The sequence below is a fragment of the Ancylobacter sp. FA202 genome (assembly GCF_000380205.1).
Lineage (GTDB): Bacteria > Pseudomonadota > Alphaproteobacteria > Rhizobiales > Xanthobacteraceae > Ancylobacter.
This window is the reverse complement of record NZ_KB904818.1, coordinates 1,955,040-1,973,299: the sequence shown is the minus strand read 5'-3', so window position 1 is coordinate 1,973,299 and position 18,260 is coordinate 1,955,040. Positions and strand designations below refer to the sequence as shown.

Sequence of the window (18,260 nt, the reverse complement as noted above, 5' to 3'; positions counted from 1 at the left end):
CAGCACCTCAGCATGACGAACGTGTTTCGTCTTCGCTGGTGCGACGTCATCCTGAGGTGCTCGGGCAAAGCCCGAGCCTCGAAGGATGTGGGCGACGTCGGTCCGGGCCACCTTTCGCCCTCCCCCCTTGCCCCTCGCCGTCCGAACGTTTAGGCGAAACGCTCAGCGAGGCGCCCGCCGGGGCGCGCAGATCGAGGTTGCCGCATGAATGTTCTTCTGCTCGGCTCAGGGGGCCGCGAGCATGCGCTCGCCTGGAAGCTGGCGCAGAGCCCGCTGATGGACGCCTTCTTCGCGCTGCCCGGCAATCCCGGCATCGCCCAGTTCGCCACCTGTTTCGACAGCGTGCCGCTGGAAGACCATGACGCCATCGTCACGCTGTGTCTCGCCGAGAAGATCGACCTGGTGGTCGTCGGCCCGGAGGCGCCGCTGGTGGACGGCATCGCCGACCGGCTGATCAGCGAGGGCATCGCCGTGTTCGGCCCGCGCCGGGTGGCGGCGCAGCTGGAGGGCTCCAAGCTCTTCACCAAGGAATTGTGCAAGGCGCACGACATCCCCACGGCCGCCTTCGGCCGCTTCACCGATGTGGAAGGCGCTCGCGCCTTCGTCCAGCACCACGGCGCGCCGATCGTGCTCAAGGCTGACGGGCTGATGGCCGGCAAGGGCGTGATCGTGGCGATGACGCTGGAGGAGGCGCTGGCCGGTGTCGACGAGGTGTTCGCCATGGGCGGCGCCGGCACGGAAATACTGATCGAGGAATTCCTCGACGGCGAGGAAGTCTCGTTCTTCTGCCTGGTCGATGGCGAGACCGTGCTGCCCTTCGGCTCGGCGCAGGACCACAAGCGCGCCTTCGACAATGACGAGGGGCCGAACACGGGCGGCATGGGCGCCTATTCGCCCGCCCCGGTGTTCACCGCCGAGATGGAACGGCGCACCCTGCACGAGATCGTCAAGCCCACCGCCCGCGCGCTGGCCGATGCGGCGAGCCCGTTTCGCGGCGTGCTGTTCGCCGGGCTGATGATCACCCGCGAAGGGCCCAAGCTGATCGAATATAATGTCCGCTTCGGCGATCCCGAATGCCAGGTGCTGATGATGCGGATGGAGGGCGATTTGCTGCCGCTGCTCGCCGCCGTCGCCACCGGACGGCTGGAGGACCAGCCGGTCGCGCTGAAGCCCGACGCGGCAATTTCCGTCGTCATGGCGACCAAGGGCTATCCCGGCCCCTATGGCAAGGGCTCGCGCATTGGCGGGCTGGAGGCTGCGGAGACCGTTCCCGGCGTGAAGGTGTTTCATGCCGGCACCCGCCGGGAGGGCGAGGCCATCCTCGCCCATGGCGGGCGGGTGCTGACCGTCACCGCGCTCGGCGGCAATGTCGCCGAGGCGCGCGAACGGGCCTATGACGCCATCGCCCGTATCGACTGGCCGGAAGGCTTCTGCCGCCGCGACATCGCCTGGCGAGCGCTGGGCGACTGAGCCGGGCGGCGGAAAGCCCGCTATTCCGCCGAATGCGGGCCGCCCGCTCTGGCGTCGCCGTGCCGGCGTGCCCATGTTCAAACAAATGCCGCGGGCCCGTGGCAGAACACGTGCATGGGCGAAACCATGGATGATTCCACCTCTGGCCGGCGGCGGCGTTCGCCGGCGAGCGATGCCTCGGTCGGCGAGCTTGCGCCGGCAGCCTCCTCCTCGGCGCCGGAGGAAACGGCTGCGCGCGGCGCAATCTCCTCGCCCGGTGGCACCGTGCCGGGCGCCCCGGCGCACCGCGTGCCGACGCTCGGCGTCGCGCTGGGCTCGGGCGGGGCGCGCGGCCTCTCGCATATTCTCGTACTGGAAGCACTGGACGATCTCGGCCTGCGCCCCACCGCCATGGCCGGGGCCTCCATCGGCGCGCTGTTCGCCAGCGTCTATGCCGCTGGCATGCCCGCGCGCGACATCCGCCATCTCGTCACCCACACGCTCAAGAATCGCGGCGAGGTGATGAAGCGCCTGCTCGCCGCGCGGGTGGGGCGCATTTCCGATCTCTTCGGCGCCGGGCTCGGCAACCCGGTGCTGATCGATGCCGAGCGCTTTATCGGCGGTTTCATGCCGGAGGCGGTGCCGGAGACCTTCGAGGAACTGTCGATTCCGCTGCAGGTGGTCGCAACTGATTACTGGGAGCGCTGCGAGCGCACCTTCGCCGGCGGGCCGATCCGCCCGGCGGTGGCGGCCTCGCTGGCCATTCCCGGCCTCATCCGGCCGGTGCAGCTGGACGGCCATACGCTGGTCGATGGCGGCGCGGTAAATCCGCTGCCCTTCGACCTGCTGCGCGCCCGGGCCGATGTGGTCATCGCCGTCGACATCACCGGCGGCCATGGCACGGAGATGCGCGGCGTGCCGGCGCCTTTCGAGGCGATGTTCGCCACGCTGCAGATCATGGCCTCCTCGATTGTCGGCGAGAAGCTGAAATCCGGGGCGCCGGATATCCTGATCCGCCCGAATGTGAATGATTTCCGCGTGCTCGACTTCTTCCGCGCCGCCGCCATCCTCAAGGCGGCCGAGCCGGTCAAGGACGAGGTGAAGCGCCGGCTGGAGGCGGTTCTGGGATAGACCTTTGGTTTGTCGCGTTTTCCTGACGCGACCCGACATCCACTTCGCTTGAAAACACTCTACTCCCGCCGCCCGGCGAAGAAGCCGCGCAGCAGGCTCGCCGCCTCGCTCTCGCCCAGGCCGCCATAGACATCCGGCCGGTGGTGGCAGGTCGGCTGGGCGAAGAAGCGCACGCCGCTTTCCACCGCCCCACCCTTGGGATCGGCCGCGCCGTAATAGACCCGGCGCAGCCGCGCGAACGAAATCGCCGCCGCGCACATGGTACAAGGCTCCAGAGTGACGTAGAGATCGCAGTCGGTGAGCCGATCATTGCCGAGACGGGCGGCCGCCGCGCGGATGACCAGCATCTCCGCATGGGCGGAGGGGTCGGAAAGCTCGCGGGTGCGGTTGCCGTCGGCGGCGAGCACCGTGCCGTCTTTCACCAGCACCGCGCCCACCGGCACCTCGCCGCGGGTGGCGGCGCGCGCCGCCTCAAGGAGGGCAAGCCGCATGAAATCGCGGCGTGCCCAGCCAGTGCCGGCGGCGTCAGAACGCTCGTTCGTCAAGGCCCTACTCGTCTAAAGCTCGCCAAAAGCTCGCATCCCCCCGCAGGACATGCTAGCACCCGCCGCCCGGAGACCGGATCAATCCCCATGCCCAAAAACACGCCGCCCCGCAAGGAAATCAACCGCGTTCCCCGCGCCGCCCGTCCGGCCGCGCCAGAGGAGGCGGGACCGCGCGAGGCGGAACGCATCGCCAAGGTGGTGGCCCGCGCCGGCCTCGGCTCGCGCCGCGAGATCGAGGAGTGGATCCTGGCCGGGCGCGTGGCGGTGAATGGCGAGGTGCTGGAAAGCCCGGCCCGCACGGTGACCGCCGAGGACGAGATCACCGTCGACGGCGTCAAGCTGCCGGAGAAGGAGCGCACAAGGCTGTTCCTCTACCACAAGCCCAAAGGCGTGGTGACGACCAATTTCGACCCGGAAGGCCGCCCCACCCTGTTCGAGATCCTGCCCGCCGGCCTGCCGCGCCTCGTCTCCGTTGGCCGGCTCGATCTCAACACCGAGGGGTTGATCCTGCTCACCAATGATGGCGGGCTCTCGCGGGTGCTGGAGCTGCCGGAAACCGGCTGGCTTCGCCGCTACCGCGTGCGCGCCAAGGGCGACATCACCCAGGACAAGCTCGACGCGCTGATCGCCGGCATCACCGTCGAGGGCGTGCATTACGGGCCGATCGAGGCGGTGCTCGACCGGGTGCAGGGCGCCAATGTGTGGCTGACCCTGGCGCTGCGCGAGGGCAAGAACCGCGAAGTACGTAACGTTCTGGGCTCGCTCGGGCTCGACGTGAACCGGCTGATCCGCCTCTCCTATGGCCCGTTCCAGCTCGGCGAGCTGCCGCAGGGCGAGGCCGAGGAAGTGCGCACGCGCGTGCTGGCCGACCAGCTCGGCGAAGCCTTGTCCAAGGCCGCCGGCGCTGATTTCGACGGCCCGATGTTCAACCATGCCGAGGACGAAGCGCCAGCCCGCCCCGCCAAGGGGGCGGCGAAACCGCGCTACGCCAAGCCGGAAGGGGCCGAGGACCGCCACCGCCGCCTACCCATCAACACCGAGCCGGGCGAGGGCAAGAGCGTGAAGGCCAGCATCGTGGCCGACCGCAAGGGCCGCAAGGTGCTGGTGCAGCGCGTGCGCTCCACCGAGCCGGCGCCCGAGCCCGCGCCGGCCCGCGCCCGTCGCGACGAGGAACGTGCCAGCGTGCGGACCGGCAAGCGCCCCGGCGCCGCCACCGGCGAACGCGGCGGCGAGCGGACCTTTCGCAAGCGCCCGGATCAGGCTGTCGAAGCCGGCGAGGCCCGCCCCACCCGCGAGGATCGCCCTTTCAGCGAACGCCCCGCCCGTACCGGTGCCTCCAGCCGCGACCGCAAGGTCGGCGGGCCGCGCCCCTCCCGCCCGCGATTCGAGCGGGAAGGCGACGCCAGCGAGCGCACCTTCCGCAGCCGGGACGAAAGCAGTGAGGCTCCGCGCGCGGAGCGTCCGGCTCGCGGCGATCGCCCCGAGCGTCCCGAACGCGCCGAGCGTCCGTTCCGCGAACGCGCGCCTCGTCCGCAAGGTGAGCGGAGCGAGCGTCCCTTCCGCAGCGTGGGCTCCGAGCGGCCCGAGCGCAGCGAACGACCGGAGCGCCCCGAAGGCGGGCGTTCCTTCCGTGGTGCCGGCAGCGCCCGGCCCTATAGCGGCCGGGTGAAGTCCGAGCAGTCGCGCAGCTTCCGGCCACGTCCGGAAGGCGACGAGCGCCCGGCCCGCCGCGAACGTCCCGAGGGCGCACGCCCGGATGCGGCCCGCCCGTTCCGCGAGCGCACGCCGCGCCCCGAGGGCGAACGGCCCGCACGTTCCTTCCGGCCCCGGCCGGAGGGTGATGAGCGTCCCGCGCGTCGCGAGCGTCCCGAGGGCGCGCGTCCGGATTCGGCGCGGCCGTTCCGTTCACGCGACGATCGTGCGCCCCGCGACGACCGTGCCCCGCGCGGAGAGCGGCCGTCCGGAGGCCGTTCCTTCGGCGACAAGCCCTCGGGCGGCGGCGGCAAAAGCTATGGCGCCAAGAACTTCGCCGACAAGCCGGGCGGGCGCCCGTCCGGCGGCAGGCCGTTCGGCAAACCCTCGAGCGACCGTCCTGAGGGTGGCCGACCGGCCGGCGGAAAACCGTTTGGCAAGCCGGCGGGTCGTCCGGGTGGCGGCAAGCCCTTCGGCAGCAAGCCTGCCGGCGGCCGGCCCTCTGGCGGCAAGCCTTCTGGCGGCAAGCCTTCTGGCGGGAAGCCTTCTGGCGGGAAGCCTTCTGGCGGCAAACCTTCTGGCCGCCCGCCCCGTTCGCCGCGTAGCTGACGGACCCGGCCATGCGAATCGTCGGCGGGCGCTTCAAGGGGCGGACGTTGCGCGCGCCCTCCTCCATGGCCACGCGCCCGACCTCCGACCGGTTGCGCGAGGCGCTGTTCAACGTGCTCGCCCATGCCTATGGCGATGCGGCGAACGGCGCCCGCGTGCTCGACCTGTTCGCCGGCACCGGCGCGCTGGGGCTGGAAGCGCTGTCACGCGGCGCGAAGCTGGCGGTGTTCGTCGATGAGGCGCCGGAACCGCGCGGGCTGATCCGCGCCAATGTCGAGACGCTCGGCGTCGCCGGCATCACCCGCATTTTCCGCCGCGATGCCACCAAGCTCGGCGAGGCCTTCGCCAGCGATGCCTTCGACCTCGTTTTCTGCGATCCCCCCTATGGCCGCGGCCTCGCCGAGAAGGCAGTGGCCGGGGCGCTGGCGGGCCGGTGGCTCGCGCCCGGCGCGCTTGTCGTGGTGGAGGAATCGGTCGAGGCCGCTTTCACCGCCCCGGAGGGCTTCGAGGAGCTTGAGCGCCGCCGCTACGACAGCAGCGAGATCGTCTTCCTGCGCGCGCCGGGCGGCTGAAGCCGGCCGCGACCGGCCGGCGCGCCGGCGCCCTGCTCACCCCACTTCCGCCACCGCCGCCAGGATGCGCTCAATGTCTTCGGGCCGGGACAGGCGGTGGTCGCCATCCTTGATCAGGCTCAGCACCACATCGTCCTCGGCCAAGCAGGTGACGAGGCGCAGCGCGTGCTGCCAGGGCACATCAGGGTCGGCCACGCCCTGCAGGATCCGCACCGGGCACCCTACGGCGAAGGGCGAGCCGAGCACGAGGTTTGACCGCCCGTCCTCGATCAGCCCGCGGGTAATGACCTGCCCGGGGCCATATTGCGACGGGCGCACCCAGCGACCCTCCCGCAGCAGCGTGGCGCGGACATCGTCCGGCATCGCCTTCCACATCAGCTCCTCGGTGAAATCGGGCGCGGGGGCGATCAGCACCAGCGCGGCGAGCCGGCCGGCCTCGCCCCGCGCCGCCAGCGCCCGCGCCAGCAGCAGCGCGATCCAGCCGCCCATCGAGGAGCCGACGACGATCTGCGGGCCCGTCGTCTCGGCGTCGAGCACGGCGAGGGCATCCTGCGCCCAGCGCGAGATCGTGCCGTCCTCGAAGGCACCAGCCGATTCGCCATGGCCGGAATAGTCGAAGCGCACGATGCGCCGCCCGGTGCGCGCGCCCCATTCGGCCAGCGCCTGCGCCTTGCTGCCCCGCATATCGGAGAGAAAGCCGCCGCACCACAGGACGCCCGGCTTTTCGGCGGTCGAAACTCCCGGGGTCACGCGCACCGCGATGGCCCTGGCGTCGTCGCCGACGGTGAGAAAGTGGGGTGCGTCGTCGGTGTCGGCGGGGTGGTTCATCAAGGGTCCTTCCTCAACCATCGGCGGGTGCGGTGGGCGTGCCGCGCGGTGCCAGCCTCTTGCGATTCGCCCCGGCAGCGCCATCTTGGCTTACAGCTAGGGATCGCGCGCGAACAGCAGGACGGAGCTCCAGGGCGGGTAAGTGCTGCTGGCATGCGTAATTACATGCGATCGCGGCCGTCACGCCGTTGACTTCTGTCGGGTTTGTCACGATCTTCTGCGACCGTTTTACGCGCGCGGAAATCAGCCGGCCGGCGACCTTCGAGGCGCGGTGAAAACGCCACTATCTGAAATGGCAGAGGAGAAGACGCCATTCGTCGCCCCATGAGACCCGTCGCGCCGGAAAAGGACGGTCCGCGCGTCAACGAAGACATCCGCATCCGCGAAGTTCAGCTCATCGATCAGGAGGGGCAGAACCTCGGTGTCGTGCTCACGCGCGACGCGATCGCGATGGCGCAGGAGGCCGGTCTCGATCTCGTCGAGATCGCCCCGAATTCGGCGCCGCCGGTCTGCAAGATTCTCGACTATGGCCGGTTCAAATACCAGAACCAGAAGAAGGCCAACGAGGCGCGCAAGAAGCAGCACGTCGTCGAGATCAAGGAAATCAAGCTGCGCCCCGGCATCGACACCCATGACTATGAGGTGAAGATGAAGTCCATCCACCGCTTCTTCGAGGAAGGCGACAAGGTGAAGATCACCCTGCGCTTCCGCGGTCGCGAGATGGCGCATCAGGAGCTGGGCTACAAGCTGCTGAACAAGGTCAAGGAAGAGCTGGCGACCATTGCCAAGGTCGAGGCCGAGCCCTCGCTCGAAGGCCGCCAGATGATCATGGTGCTGGCACCGCGCTGACGCGCGCTGGTCGTCCGAGCAAGACGGGGCTGGCAGAGATGCCGGCCCCGAGCTTATGGACAAGCCTTGAAAACTTCTCCGAGCGCCTGCCCGCCTTTGCCTGTCTTGAAGACCTTGTCGAAGGTTACGCCCCTGAACGAAAGGCGGAATGCAAATTCTTTTGCTTTCTTGATCGCCTCCGCCATGGGTCGGGATTCCTCAACCTGAATAATCTTATCGCTCAGAGCGACGCCCGTTGCTTCGATGATCTCGCCTTCGTCGGCACGAAAACGTACGTCGAATTCCATGCCTTCCTCAAAGCGACCCGCGCCGAGGGAAAGCTCGCCGACGACGACGGAAACCTCCGGCGGGAAGCATCGCACGGCAACCGCATCTCCCTGCTGCATCGACAGGGCAATGACTTTTGACTCTCCATTGAACCTGTCTTTGTCGATGGACACTTCCCACGTACCAAAGCGCTTCTTGATCTCGTCGGCCCCTACGGCGGTCGCGGACACGAAAATCCCCACGATAGCTAACGCGACACGCATCATTTCCCCCTTTGGTGCGCAACATTACCATGTAACTGGCAGTTGAGTACCGCATTCCCGGGGGGTTGGTCTATGGAGCCTTCGGCCGCCTAGTCCGGCAGCGCGCCGTTCTCGCCCAGCACGGCGCCGGCGAGATAGAGCGAGCCTGCGATCAGTACCCGGGGCGCCGCGCCGACCGGAAAGGCCGAAAGCCCCTCCAGCGCGGCGGCAACACTTGGGGCGGTCGAGGCGTCGAGGCCGTGCGCCCGCGCCGCTTCCGCCAGCGCCTCCGGCGCCGCGCCCTTGTGCTCGCCGGGCACCGGCACCGCCACCAGCTCGCGGGCCAAGCCGGCGAAGGGCGCCAGGAAGGCGTCCGCGTCCTTGTTCCCCAGCATGCCGACGATCAGCACCAGTGGCCGCGACACCCGGTCTTCCAGATCGGCCAGCGCGGCGGCGAGCGCCTGACCGCCGGCGGCGTTGTGGCCGCCATCGAGCCAGATGTCGACGCCTTCCGGTGCCCGCTGGGTGAGCGGGCCGGGGCCAAGCCGCTGCAGCCGCGCCGGCCACTGCGCCGACCGCATACCCTCCTCGAAGGCGTGCGCCGGCAGGCCGAGATCGGCCACCCGCAGCGCCTCCACCGCCAGCCCGGCATTGACGATCTGGTGCGGCCCGACAAGGCGCGGGCGCGGCAGGTCCATCAGCCCGGCCTCGTCGGCGACGACCAGCCGGCCGCCCTCCTCATGCGCCTGATAGTGCTCGCCCATCACCGAGAGCGGCACGCCTAGCCGAGCCGCCTGCCGCTCGATCGCCGCCAGCGCCTCGCGCGGCTGGTAGCCAAGCACGGCCGGCACGCCGCGCTTGAGAATGCCGGCCTTCTCGCCGGCGATCTCGGCCACGGTCTCGCCGAGAAAATCGACATGGTCGATCGAGACGGGGGTGATGACGCTCACCAGCGGCTTGTCGATCACATTGGTGGCGTCGAGCCGGCCGCCGAGGCCGACCTCCAGCAGCAATATGTCGGCGGGCACCTCCGCAAACAGCAGCATCGCCGCCGCCGTGGTGATCTCGAAAAACGTGATCGGCTCGCCGCCATTGGCCTCTTCCGCCCGCGCCAGCGCCTGCGTGAGCCTTGCATCGTCGACCAGCGTGCCGGCGAGGCGTATGCGCTCGTTGAAGCGCACCAGATGCGGCGAGGTGTAGACATGCACCCGCTTGCCGGCGGCTTCCAGTATCGCCCGCATGAAGGCGACGGTGGAGCCCTTGCCATTTGTGCCGGCGACATGGATGACCGGCGGCAGCCGATGCTCGGGATGGCCGAGCCGGTCGAGCAGCCGCCACATGCGGTCGAGCGACAGGTCGATCAGCTTCGGGTGCAGCGCCAGCAGGCGGTCGAAAATGGCGTCCACCGGCCGCAGCGACCCCTCGATGGGGCCGGGGCCGGCGGCGGGAAGCGCGGTCATGGCTGCCTCAGGCGCTCGTGGGCGCCGCACTTTTGGGTGCGGCGGCCGGCAGGGCCGGGGCCTCGCCCGCCGTTTCCTCGAAAGGCTTTGCCGGCGGCGCCTTGGGCTGGTCGGCAAGCGGGGCGGGCGCCGGGGCGCGCATCAGGAGCCGGCAGAGCCGGGCCAGCGTGGCGCGCATCTCGTGGCGGTGGACCACAAGGTCGATCATGCCGTGGTCGCGCAGATATTCGGCGCGCTGGAAGCCCTCGGGCAGCTTCTCGCGGATCGTCTGCTCGATCACGCGCGGGCCGGCGAAGCCGATCAACGCACCCGGCTCGGCGATCTGGATGTCGCCCAGCATGGCGTAGGAGGCGGTGACACCGCCGGTGGTCGGGTTGGTCAGCACCACGATATAGGGGCGCTTGGCCTCGCGCAGTTCCTGGATGGCGCAGGTGGTGCGCGGCATCTGCATCAGCGAGAGGATGCCCTCCTGCATGCGCGCGCCGCCTGACGAGGCGAACATGATGAAGGGCGTGCCGCGCGAGGCGGCGGTCTCAAGGCCGGTGACGATGGCCTCGCCCGCCGCCATGCCGAGTGAGCCGCCCATGAAGCCGAAATCCTGCACCGCCACGGTGACGGGCAGGCCTTCCAGCTTGCCATAGCCGACCTTCACCGCGTCCTGCGCGCCGGTCTTGGTGCGGGCGTCCTTCAGCCGGTCGACATAGCGCTTCTCGTCGCGGAACTTCAGCGGGTCGATGGCGACCGCCGGCAGCGCGATGTCATACCATTTGCCGCCGTCGAATACCGAGCGCAGGCGGGCGGCGGGGTCCATCCGCATGTGAAAGCCGGAACCGGGGACGACGTGAAGATTCGCCTCCAGATCCTTGTGGAACACCATCTGCCCGGTCTCCGGGCACTTCACCCAGAGATTTTCCGGCACTTCCCGGCGGTTCAGGAAGGAGCTCAGCTTGGGGACGACGTTCGAGATCCAGTTCAACGGTCGGGCTCCGGACGGTGGCGCGGCGGCCCGCGACAGGGTTTTCCTGCCGCCGGCCGCCCCTCATCTAATGCCGCAGAAGGGCGATGAAAAGGCGCAAGCGCGATTCCACCGCTTGCTCGCTTGCGCGCCGGCCTATTCCGCCGCCTGGCGACGCACCCCGCGCACCGCGTCGGCAAGCCGGCCGACGAGATCGGTGACGGCCGGGAGGGTGGCGGGCGTCGCCCGGTTCTCGCTGTCGAGCGTGGCCCGCAGCGCGTCGATCAGCGCCGAGCCGACCACCACGCCATCGGCATTGGCGGCGATGGCGGCGGCGCTCTCGGGCGTCTTCACGCCGAAGCCGACGGCGACGGGCAGCGCGGTGTGGCGCTTGATCCGCGTCACCGCCGTGCCGACGGCGGTTGGATCGGCCTGAGCCATGCCTGTTATGCCGGTGATGGAGACGTAGTAGACGAAGCCCGCCGTGTGCTTGAGCACGGCCGGCAGGCGCTTGTCGTCGGTGGTCGGGGTCGCGAGGCGGATGAAGTCGAGCCCGGCCGCCAGCGCCGGCAGGCACAGTTCCTCGTCCTCTTCCGGCGGCAGATCGACCACCACAAGGCCATCGACGCCGGCCGCCTTGGCGTCGTTCAGGAAGCGCTCGACGCCATAGACATAGACCGGGTTGTAATAGCCCATCAGCACCACGGGGGTGGTGTTGTCGCCTTCGCGGAAGGTCTTCACCATCGCCAGCGTCTTGGCCAGCGTCTGCCCGGCGGCCAGCGCGCGCAGCCCGGCCGCCTGGATCGCCGGGCCGTCGGCCATCGGGTCAGTGAAGGGCACGCCGAACTCGATGATGTCGGCGCCCGCCGCCGGCAGGGCCTTCAGCAAAGCCAGCGAGGTGTCGAAATCGGGGTCGCCGGCGGTGACGAAGGTGACGAGCGCGGCGCGTCCCTCAGTGGCGCAGGCCTTGAAGCGCGTCTCGATGCGGGTGCTCATAGGCTCGTTCCCAGAATGTCCGCCACCTGCGGGATGTCCTTGTCGCCACGGCCGGAGAGGTTGACCACCATCAGATGGTCTTCCGGCAGGGTCGGGGCGAGATCGGCGACCTTGGCCAGCGCATGCGCCGGCTCCAGCGCCGGAATGATGCCCTCAAGCTTCGCCACCAGCTGGAAGGCGGCCAGCGCCTCGTCATCGGTGGCGGAGATGTAGGTGGCGCGGCCGGTGTCGTGCAGCCAGGAGTGCTCCGGGCCGATGCCGGGATAGTCGAGGCCGGCGGAGATCGAATGCGCCTCGGCGATCTGGCCGTCGCCGTCCATCAGAAGATAGGTGCGGTTGCCGTGCAGCACGCCGGGGCGCCCGCCGGTGAGCGAGGCGGCGTGCTGGCCGGAGGGAATGCCGTGGCCGGCGGCCTCGACGCCGAAGATCCGCACACTCGGATCGTCGAGGAAGGGATGGAACAGGCCCATGGCGTTGGAGCCGCCGCCGATGCAGGCGATCAGGCTGTCCGGCAGGCGCCCTTCCATCTCAAGCATCTGCTCGCGGGTTTCGGTGCCGATGATGCTCTGGAAGTCGCGCACCATGGCGGGGTAGGGGTGCGGGCCGGCCACCGTGCCGATGCAGTAGAACGTGTCGCTGACATTGGTCACCCAGTCGCGCAGAGCCTCGTTCATCGCGTCCTTCAGCGTCTTCGAGCCGGACTGGACCGGGACGACGCTGGCGCCGAGCATCTTCATGCGAAAAACGTTCGGCGCCTGCCGGGCGACATCGACGGCGCCCATATAGACGACGCATTCGAGGCCGTAGCGCGCGCAGAGCGTGGCGGTGGCAACGCCGTGCTGGCCCGCGCCGGTCTCGGCGATGATCCGCTTCTTGCCCATGCGGCGGGCGAGCAGGATCTGGCCGAGGACGTTGTTCACTTTGTGCGAGCCGGTGTGGTTCAGCTCTTCGCGCTTGAAATAGATCTTGGCACCCATGCCCGGAGCCGCACCCGCGCGAAGATGCTCGGTCAGCCGCTCGGCGTAATAGAGCGGGCTGGGGCGGCCGACATAGTGCTTCAGCCCGGCATCCATCTCCGCCTTATAGGCGGGATCGGCCTTGGCCTCATTATAGGCCGTCTCCAGATCGAGGATCAGCGGCATCAGCGTTTCGGCAACGAAACGACCGCCGAAGAGGCCGAAATGCCCGTTGTCGTCGGGGCCGGTGCGGAAGGAGTTGGGAGCGTTCACGACGGGCTCGTCTCTCTGGCAGGTGAAGGCGGCGTCGGCTTGGCGCCAGCGGGTGTGTCGCCGGTGGGCCGGCGGGCCCCGCCTTCCGCCTCGGCCGCCCGCGCGGCGCGCAGGAAGGCTTCGATGCGGGACGGGTCTTTGATGCCGGGTCCACGTTCGACACCGGAGGATACGTCCAGACCGGGCGGCTGGATGAGCCGCACCGCGCTGGCGACGTTTTCGGGATCGAGCCCGCCTGACAGCATGAAGGGCCGGGCGAGGTCAAGGCCAGCGAGGAGGTTCCAGTCGAAGGTCACGCCATTGCCGCCGGGCAGCACGGCGCCCCGGGGCGGCTTGGCGTCGAGCAGCAGCCGGTCGGCGACGCCCCCATAGGCGACGAGCGCGGCGAGGTCCTCGGCTGAGGCAATGCCGAGCGCCTTCATGACAGGCAGGCCGAAGCGCGCCTTGATCGCGGCGACGCGCGCCGGGCTCTCATGGCCATGCAACTGCAGCATGTCGGGGCGCAGCGCGTCGACAATAGCGGCGAGGGCGGCGTCGTCGGCATCGACGGTGAGCGCGACAATCTGCGCGCGCCCGCGCGCCTGCGCGCCAAGGACGGCGGCGGTGGCAAAGTCCACATGGCGCGGCGAGGGGGCGAAGAACACCATGCCCACCATGTCCGCACCCGCACCGAGCGCCGCCTCCAGCGTCTCGGCGGTGCTGAGCCCGCAGATTTTGATCTCAAGCGACAAGGACGCCTCCTGGAAGAGAGCCACCTAGCACGGAACCGCCCGTTGACGCGAGGGTATCGCCGACGGCGGGCAGCAGGGGCGCGACATGCCGGCTCAATTCCTCGCCCGGCGCGTGAAATGGCGGCGGCGAGGGTTGAAAATACCCCTTCCGTCACGACATCCCGCATGCTACTCACAATTGACTGTGAAATTATTCAATTCACGAATAAATAATGGATAAAGCGACCTTGTCCCGGCCGCGCGTCCTTCCGACACTGGAGACTGCCCCATGCGCCTCTCGCGCCGCCTGATCCTGACCACGGCCCTCGCCGCAGCGCTCGCGCCCCTCGCCCTCGCCGGCTTCGCGCCGCAGGCCCGCGCGGACGAACCGAACCAGATCCTCAATGCCTCCTACGATGTAGCCCGCGAACTGTTCGAGGCAGAGAACAAGCAGTTTGAGTCGGCCTACAAGGCGAAGACCGGCAAGGAGATCAAGGTCAACCAGAGCCATGCCGGCACCTCCAAGCAGGCGCGCTCCATCGTCGAAGGCCTTGAGGCCGACGTCGTGACCTTCAACCAGATCACCGACATCACCTTCCTCGCCGACAAGGGCTATGTAGCCAAGGACTGGCAGACCCGCCTGCCCAACGGCTCCTCGCCCTGGTACTCCTTCCCCGCCTTCCTCGTGCGCGAGGGCAACCCGAAGAACGTGAAGAACTGGGACGATCTCGTCCGCGACGACGTGAAGCTGGTGTTCCCCAACCCGAAGACTTCGGGCAATGCCCGCTACACCTATCTCGCCGCCTATGCCTTCGCGCTGGAGAAGTTCAACGGCGACGTCGCCAAGGCTGACGCCTTCGCCAAGAAGCTGCTGTCCAACGTCGTTGTCTTCGACACCGGCGGGCGCGGCGCCACCACCTCCTTCGTCGAGCGCGAGCAGGGCGACGTGCTCATCACCTTCGAGGCCGAGGTGATCGGCGTGAAGGACGCCTATAAGGACAAGCACTTCCAGGTCGTGGTGCCGGAAGTGAGCCTGCTCGCCGAGTTCCCGGTCGCGGTGGTGGACAAGGTGGTCGACAAGCGCGGCTCTCGCCAGGTCGCCACGGACTACCTCACCTATCTCTATTCGCCCGAGGGCCAGAAGATCGCCGCCGAGCTGAACAACCGCGTCGTCGATCCGAAGGTGGCCGAGGAGTTCAAGGCCAAGTTCGCGCCCGTCCGCCTGGTCAAGGTCGAGGATGTGTTCGGCGGCTGGGCCAACGCCCAGAAGACCCACTTCGCCTCCGGCGGCAAGCTCGACGAACTGTTCGTCGCGCAGTAGGCGGCGGCGCACCCCATCCGTCATCCCGGCCAAGCGAAGCGCAGAGCCGGGATCGCGCGACGGACATGCGTTGACGCGATCCCGGATATTGCCTGACGGCAATTCCGGGATGACGTGCCAGCGGGGCAGAACGCCTGACCGCACTGGACATCGGCGTTGAATTACGGCATGGCCGGGCACGTCCCGGCCAATCCCCGTTTTCCCGAGGCCTCTGCCCGAACAGGCAACCGACCGAAGGAGCCGCCCGTTGAACCGCGTCATACCGGGCCTTCCGCTCTCGCTCGGCATCACCGTGCTCTATCTCAGCCTGATCGTGCTGCTGCCGCTCGGCGCGCTGGTCTGGCAGGCGCTGGATGTCGGCTGGGAGCGTTACCTCGCCATCATGAGCGGGGCGCGCACCATGGCGGCCTTCCGCATCACCCTGTCGACCGCGGCGTTGGCCACACTGTTCAACTGCATTTACGGGCTGGCGCTGGCCTGGGTACTGGTGCGCTACGAGTTTCCCGGCAAGCGCTATCTCGACGCGCTGGTCGACGTGCCCTTCGCCTTGCCGACGGCTGTCGCGGGCCTCGCCCTCTCGGCCCTGTTCGCCAAGAATGGCTGGTTCGGCGGGCCGCTGGCGCAGATCGGCATCGAAGTCGCCTACACCCCGCTCGGCATCGCCATGGCCATGGCCTTCACCTCGATTCCCTTCGTGGTGCGCACCGTGCAGCCAGTGCTGGAGGATCTTGCCGCCGATGTCGAGGAAGCCGCCGCGACGCTCGGCGCCTCGGACCTGCGCATCTTCGCCCGCATCATCTTCCCGGCCATCCTGCCGGCCTTCCTCACCGGCGCCTCGCTCGGCTTCGCCCGCTCGCTGGGCGAATTCGGCGCCATCATCTTCATCGCCGGCAACCTGCCGCTGAAGACGGAGGTGGTGTCGCTGCTCACCTTCATCCGCATTGAGGAATATGACTACCCGGCCGCCGCCGCCATTGCCGCGACGCTGCTCGGCTTCGCCTTCGTCATGCTGTTCCTGGTCAATATGATCCAGCTCTGGCAGCAGCGCCGCATCGGCACGGGGGACTGACACCATGGCCCGTGAACCGCTTCCTCCCACCAACACCCATCCGCCCCGCCGCATCCGCGTCGGCGACGGGCCGCTGGCGCGCGTCCTGCTGATCGGCACCGTGCTGCTCGTCACCGCGCTGGTGCTGGTGGCGCCGCTGCTGGCGATCTTCGCCGAGGCGTTCCGGCACGGCATGGGCGCCTATGCCGCCTCCTTCAGCGCGCCGGACACGCAATACGCCATCGGCCTCACTTTGTTCACCGCGCTGATCGTGGTGCCGATCAATGTCGGCTTCGGCATCGCCGCCGCCTGGTGCATCGCAAAGTTCCGATTCACCGGCCGCAACCTGCTGGTGGCGATGGTGGAACTGCCCTTCTCGATCTCGCCTATCATCGCCGGCGTTGCCTATCTCTTCGTCTATGGCGCGCAGGGGCTGCTGGGGCCATGGCTGGCCGAGCACGACATCAAGATCATGTTCGCCGTGCCGGCCATCATCCTCGCCAGCCTGTTCGTGACCGCGCCCTTCGTCGCCCGCGAGTTGATCCCGCTGATGATCGCGCAGGGCACGGAGGAGGAAGAGGCGGCGGTGACGCTGGGGGCGGGGGGCTGGCGCATCCTGCGCCTCGTCACCCTGCCCAATGTCCGCTTCGCCCTGCTCTATGGCGCGGCCTTGTGCAATGCGCGGGTGATGGGCGAGTTCGGCGCGGTGTCGGTGGTGGCGGGCAATATTCGCGGCCAGACCAACACGCTGCCGCTGCAGATCGAGCTGCTCTACCAGGACAACAATGCGGTGGCCGCCTTCGCGGTGGCGACGCTGCTGACCCTTGTGGCGCTGGTGACGCTGGTGGCCAAAGCGATCATCGAGCGGCTCGACGCGGCGCGGGTGAAGGCGCAGGGCAAGCCGGGCCATTAATTTCCGCCGTCATGGCCGGGCTTGTCCCGGCCATCCACGTCTATGCCGCCGATTACGTCGTGGATGCCCGGCTCAGGGCCGGGCATGACGTTCGTTAGGGCGCGACGTTCAGCGCCTTCCACACCAGCTCGGCGGCGGCGAGGTCCTCGATCGCGGTGCCGACCGACTTGAACAGGGTGATCTCGTCCGCGCTGCCGCGCCCCTTCGCGGTACCGGCGGTCAGCTCGAACAGGTCGCCCTGGATGGCGTCCGCCGCCAGCACGCCGCTGGCCAGCGGGATGACGATGTCGCCCGCCTCCTTGCCGGCGCCGGCGCGGGTGTCGACATAGACGCGCGCGCGACGGATCGCCTCGTCATCGGCCTCGCGCATGATCGGCGTGAAACCGCCGACGAGGTCCACATGCTGGCCCGCTTCGAGGTAGCGCCCCTCCACCAGCGGCTGCGGCGAGAGCGTGGCGGAGGTGACGATGTCGGCCCCCGCGATGGCGGCACCGCGATCGGCCTCGGCCCGCGCGTCGAAGCCCTCGCTGCGCAGGATTTCCGCCAGGGCCTCGGCCTTGGCGAGCGTCCGGTTCCACACCGCGATGGAGCGGATCGGCCGCACGCTGGCATGGGCGCGGGCGAGATAGGGCGCCAGCGCCCCGGCGCCGATCAGCGCCAGCCGGCTGGCATCCTCGCGGGCGAGATAGCGGGCGGCGAGCGCGGAGGCGGCGGCGGTGCGCCACACGGTGAGGGCACGGGCGTCCATCACCGCCAGCGGCTGGCCGGTGGCGCCGGAATTGAGGATGTAGAGCCCGGTGATGCTCTCGATGCCGCGGGCGGCGTTGCCGGGAAACACCGTCACCAGCTTGGTGCCGTAGACGTCGTCCTCGGTGCCCGCGCTGGTCCAGGCCGGCATCAGCAGCGCCGTCGCGTCGCCGTCCGGGCGCGGCATGGTGTGATGATGGCGCACCGGCACGGTGATGGAGCGCCGGAAGGCCGCCTCGATGGCGTCGATCAGCGCGGGAAAGGACAACAGCCCGGCGATCTCGCCGGACGAGACGAAACGAAGATCGCTCATGATGTGTCTCGTCAGGCCGCGTCGCGGCGATGGGTGATCACCGGCCGTGCCGCCGGCTCGCGGTTGGCGGCGCGCAGCGCCTCCACCTCGGCATGAGCGGAACGGGCCTCGCGCGCGGAACTGCGGGCGGCCCGGCGGTGACGGCCCTGGCTCAGCCAGGCCGCGACCCCGCCCAGCACGACGCCGATTATCATCGCCGCGAAGACAATGAGGAACAGCGGCGCTTCAAGCGACCAGCCCCCCGGCCCCGTCAGCGGGTCGATGACCAGCGACACCGGATGGCGGTTGGCCACGGCGAGCATGACGAGCCCCACCGAGACCGGCAGGACGATGAGGATCAGCAGAAGACGACGCAGCACGAATTCTCCCTCGGCAGCCTATTCC

The 18,260-nt window shown here is 69.1% G+C and carries 18 protein-coding genes; 8 read left to right on the top strand and 10 right to left on the bottom strand.

What is annotated here, in order from left to right; translation table 11 throughout:
* Positions 1–204 precede the first annotated feature (204 nt).
* Positions 205–1,470, top strand: a complete 1,266-nt coding sequence (gene purD, locus A3M1_RS0108990) for a phosphoribosylamine--glycine ligase (protein ID WP_018388626.1) — start codon at positions 205–207, stop codon at positions 1,468–1,470.
* Positions 1,471–1,584: 114 nt separating this feature from the next.
* Positions 1,585–2,580, top strand: coding sequence for a patatin-like phospholipase family protein (locus tag A3M1_RS0108985; protein WP_018388625.1), 996 nt, complete (start codon positions 1,585–1,587; stop codon positions 2,578–2,580).
* 59 nt (positions 2,581–2,639) lie between these two features.
* Here the strand turns inward: A3M1_RS0108985 and A3M1_RS0108980 are convergent, their stop codons facing one another.
* Positions 2,640–3,071 carry a nucleoside deaminase gene (locus A3M1_RS0108980; protein WP_026221229.1) on the bottom strand — a complete coding sequence of 144 codons (432 nt, stop codon included), beginning with the start codon at positions 3,069–3,071 and terminating at the stop codon, positions 2,640–2,642.
* Between the two features lie 141 nt (positions 3,072–3,212).
* On the opposite strand from A3M1_RS0108980, the gene A3M1_RS0108975 reads away from it, so the two are divergent.
* Both A3M1_RS0108975 and rsmD read left to right on the top strand, forming a co-directional pair.
* Positions 3,213–5,426, top strand: coding sequence for a pseudouridine synthase (locus tag A3M1_RS0108975; RefSeq protein ID WP_018388623.1), 2,214 nt, complete (start codon positions 3,213–3,215; stop codon positions 5,424–5,426).
* Between the two features lie 11 nt (positions 5,427–5,437).
* On the top strand, positions 5,438–5,998 hold the full coding sequence (gene rsmD / locus A3M1_RS0108970; protein WP_018388622.1) for a 16S rRNA (guanine(966)-N(2))-methyltransferase RsmD: 561 nt from the start codon (positions 5,438–5,440) through the stop codon (positions 5,996–5,998).
* A gap of 36 nt (positions 5,999–6,034) precedes the next feature.
* Here rsmD and A3M1_RS0108965 read toward each other — a convergent pair whose 3' ends face one another.
* Positions 6,035–6,826 carry a carboxylesterase gene (locus A3M1_RS0108965; RefSeq protein ID WP_018388621.1) on the bottom strand — a complete coding sequence of 264 codons (792 nt, stop codon included), beginning with the start codon at positions 6,824–6,826 and terminating at the stop codon, positions 6,035–6,037.
* A gap of 324 nt (positions 6,827–7,150) precedes the next feature.
* Here A3M1_RS0108965 and infC point away from each other — a divergent pair, with 324 nt between their 5' ends.
* On the top strand, positions 7,151–7,675 hold the full coding sequence (gene infC, locus A3M1_RS0108960) for a translation initiation factor IF-3 (protein WP_018388620.1): 525 nt from the start codon (positions 7,151–7,153) through the stop codon (positions 7,673–7,675).
* Between the two features lie 53 nt (positions 7,676–7,728).
* Here the strand turns inward: infC and A3M1_RS0108955 are convergent, their stop codons facing one another.
* From A3M1_RS0108955 to A3M1_RS0108930, 6 genes are all read right to left on the bottom strand, one after another.
* Positions 7,729–8,205 carry a hypothetical protein gene (locus A3M1_RS0108955; RefSeq protein WP_018388619.1) on the bottom strand — a complete coding sequence of 159 codons (477 nt, stop codon included), beginning with the start codon at positions 8,203–8,205 and terminating at the stop codon, positions 7,729–7,731.
* Positions 8,206–8,294: 89 nt separating this feature from the next.
* Positions 8,295–9,644 (bottom strand): folylpolyglutamate synthase/dihydrofolate synthase family protein, encoded by a 1,350-nt coding sequence (locus A3M1_RS0108950; RefSeq protein WP_018388618.1) that lies wholly within the window; start codon positions 9,642–9,644, stop codon positions 8,295–8,297.
* A gap of 7 nt (positions 9,645–9,651) precedes the next feature.
* Positions 9,652–10,620 carry an acetyl-CoA carboxylase, carboxyltransferase subunit beta gene (gene accD / locus A3M1_RS0108945; protein WP_018388617.1) on the bottom strand — a complete coding sequence of 323 codons (969 nt, stop codon included), beginning with the start codon at positions 10,618–10,620 and terminating at the stop codon, positions 9,652–9,654.
* Between the two features lie 135 nt (positions 10,621–10,755).
* A complete protein-coding gene (gene trpA / locus A3M1_RS0108940; RefSeq protein WP_018388616.1) occupies positions 10,756–11,595 on the bottom strand; it encodes a tryptophan synthase subunit alpha in 840 nt (279 codons plus the stop codon).
* A complete protein-coding gene (gene trpB / locus A3M1_RS0108935; protein ID WP_018388615.1) occupies positions 11,592–12,824 on the bottom strand; it encodes a tryptophan synthase subunit beta in 1,233 nt (410 codons plus the stop codon). Before trpB ends, trpA begins: the two co-directional genes overlap by 4 nt.
* Positions 12,821–13,555, bottom strand: coding sequence for a phosphoribosylanthranilate isomerase (locus tag A3M1_RS0108930; RefSeq protein ID WP_018388614.1), 735 nt, complete (start codon positions 13,553–13,555; stop codon positions 12,821–12,823). The genes trpB and A3M1_RS0108930 overlap by 4 nt, the downstream gene beginning before the upstream one ends.
* Before the next feature lie 268 nt (positions 13,556–13,823).
* Between A3M1_RS0108930 and cysP the strand changes: the two genes are divergently transcribed.
* From cysP to cysW, 3 genes are all read left to right on the top strand, one after another.
* Positions 13,824–14,855, top strand: coding sequence for a thiosulfate ABC transporter substrate-binding protein CysP (cysP, locus tag A3M1_RS0108925; RefSeq protein WP_018388613.1), 1,032 nt, complete (start codon positions 13,824–13,826; stop codon positions 14,853–14,855).
* A gap of 247 nt (positions 14,856–15,102) precedes the next feature.
* Positions 15,103–15,924 carry a sulfate ABC transporter permease subunit CysT gene (gene cysT / locus A3M1_RS0108920; protein WP_018388612.1) on the top strand — a complete coding sequence of 274 codons (822 nt, stop codon included), beginning with the start codon at positions 15,103–15,105 and terminating at the stop codon, positions 15,922–15,924.
* Between the two features lie 4 nt (positions 15,925–15,928).
* Positions 15,929–16,816, top strand: a complete 888-nt coding sequence (cysW, locus tag A3M1_RS0108915; protein WP_018388611.1) for a sulfate ABC transporter permease subunit CysW — start codon at positions 15,929–15,931, stop codon at positions 16,814–16,816.
* Between the two features lie 94 nt (positions 16,817–16,910).
* Here the strand turns inward: cysW and A3M1_RS0108910 are convergent, their stop codons facing one another.
* Positions 16,911–17,876, bottom strand: a complete 966-nt coding sequence (locus tag A3M1_RS0108910; RefSeq protein WP_018388610.1) for an ornithine cyclodeaminase family protein — start codon at positions 17,874–17,876, stop codon at positions 16,911–16,913.
* An 11-nt stretch (positions 17,877–17,887) separates the two neighbouring features.
* Positions 17,888–18,235: a lipopolysaccharide assembly protein LapA domain-containing protein gene (locus A3M1_RS0108905; protein ID WP_018388609.1), complete on the bottom strand. Its 348-nt coding sequence runs from the start codon at positions 18,233–18,235 to the stop codon at positions 17,888–17,890.
* Positions 18,236–18,260 lie beyond the last annotated feature (25 nt).

Bases quoted from the DNA above. Each gene is read 5' to 3' on its own strand.
- purD (WP_018388626.1), top strand. From the start codon at position 205: ATGAATGTTCTTCTGCTCGGCTCAGGGGGCCGCGAGCATGCGCTCGCC.
- A3M1_RS0108985 (WP_018388625.1), top strand. From the start codon at position 1,585: ATGGGCGAAACCATGGATGATTCCACCTCTGGCCGGCGGCGGCGTTCG.
- A3M1_RS0108980 (WP_026221229.1), bottom strand. From the start codon at position 3,071: ATGCGGCTTGCCCTCCTTGAGGCGGCGCGCGCCGCCACCCGCGGCGAG.
- A3M1_RS0108975 (WP_018388623.1), top strand. From the start codon at position 3,213: ATGCCCAAAAACACGCCGCCCCGCAAGGAAATCAACCGCGTTCCCCGC.
- rsmD (WP_018388622.1), top strand. From the start codon at position 5,438: ATGCGAATCGTCGGCGGGCGCTTCAAGGGGCGGACGTTGCGCGCGCCC.
- A3M1_RS0108965 (WP_018388621.1), bottom strand. From the start codon at position 6,826: ATGAACCACCCCGCCGACACCGACGACGCACCCCACTTTCTCACCGTC.
- infC (WP_018388620.1), top strand. From the start codon at position 7,151: ATGAGACCCGTCGCGCCGGAAAAGGACGGTCCGCGCGTCAACGAAGAC.
- A3M1_RS0108955 (WP_018388619.1), bottom strand. From the start codon at position 8,205: ATGCGTGTCGCGTTAGCTATCGTGGGGATTTTCGTGTCCGCGACCGCC.
- A3M1_RS0108950 (WP_018388618.1), bottom strand. From the start codon at position 9,644: ATGACCGCGCTTCCCGCCGCCGGCCCCGGCCCCATCGAGGGGTCGCTG.
- trpA (WP_018388616.1), bottom strand. From the start codon at position 11,595: ATGAGCACCCGCATCGAGACGCGCTTCAAGGCCTGCGCCACTGAGGGA.
- cysP (WP_018388613.1), top strand. From the start codon at position 13,824: ATGCGCCTCTCGCGCCGCCTGATCCTGACCACGGCCCTCGCCGCAGCG.
- cysW (WP_018388611.1), top strand. From the start codon at position 15,929: ATGGCCCGTGAACCGCTTCCTCCCACCAACACCCATCCGCCCCGCCGC.
- A3M1_RS0108910 (WP_018388610.1), bottom strand. From the start codon at position 17,876: ATGAGCGATCTTCGTTTCGTCTCGTCCGGCGAGATCGCCGGGCTGTTG.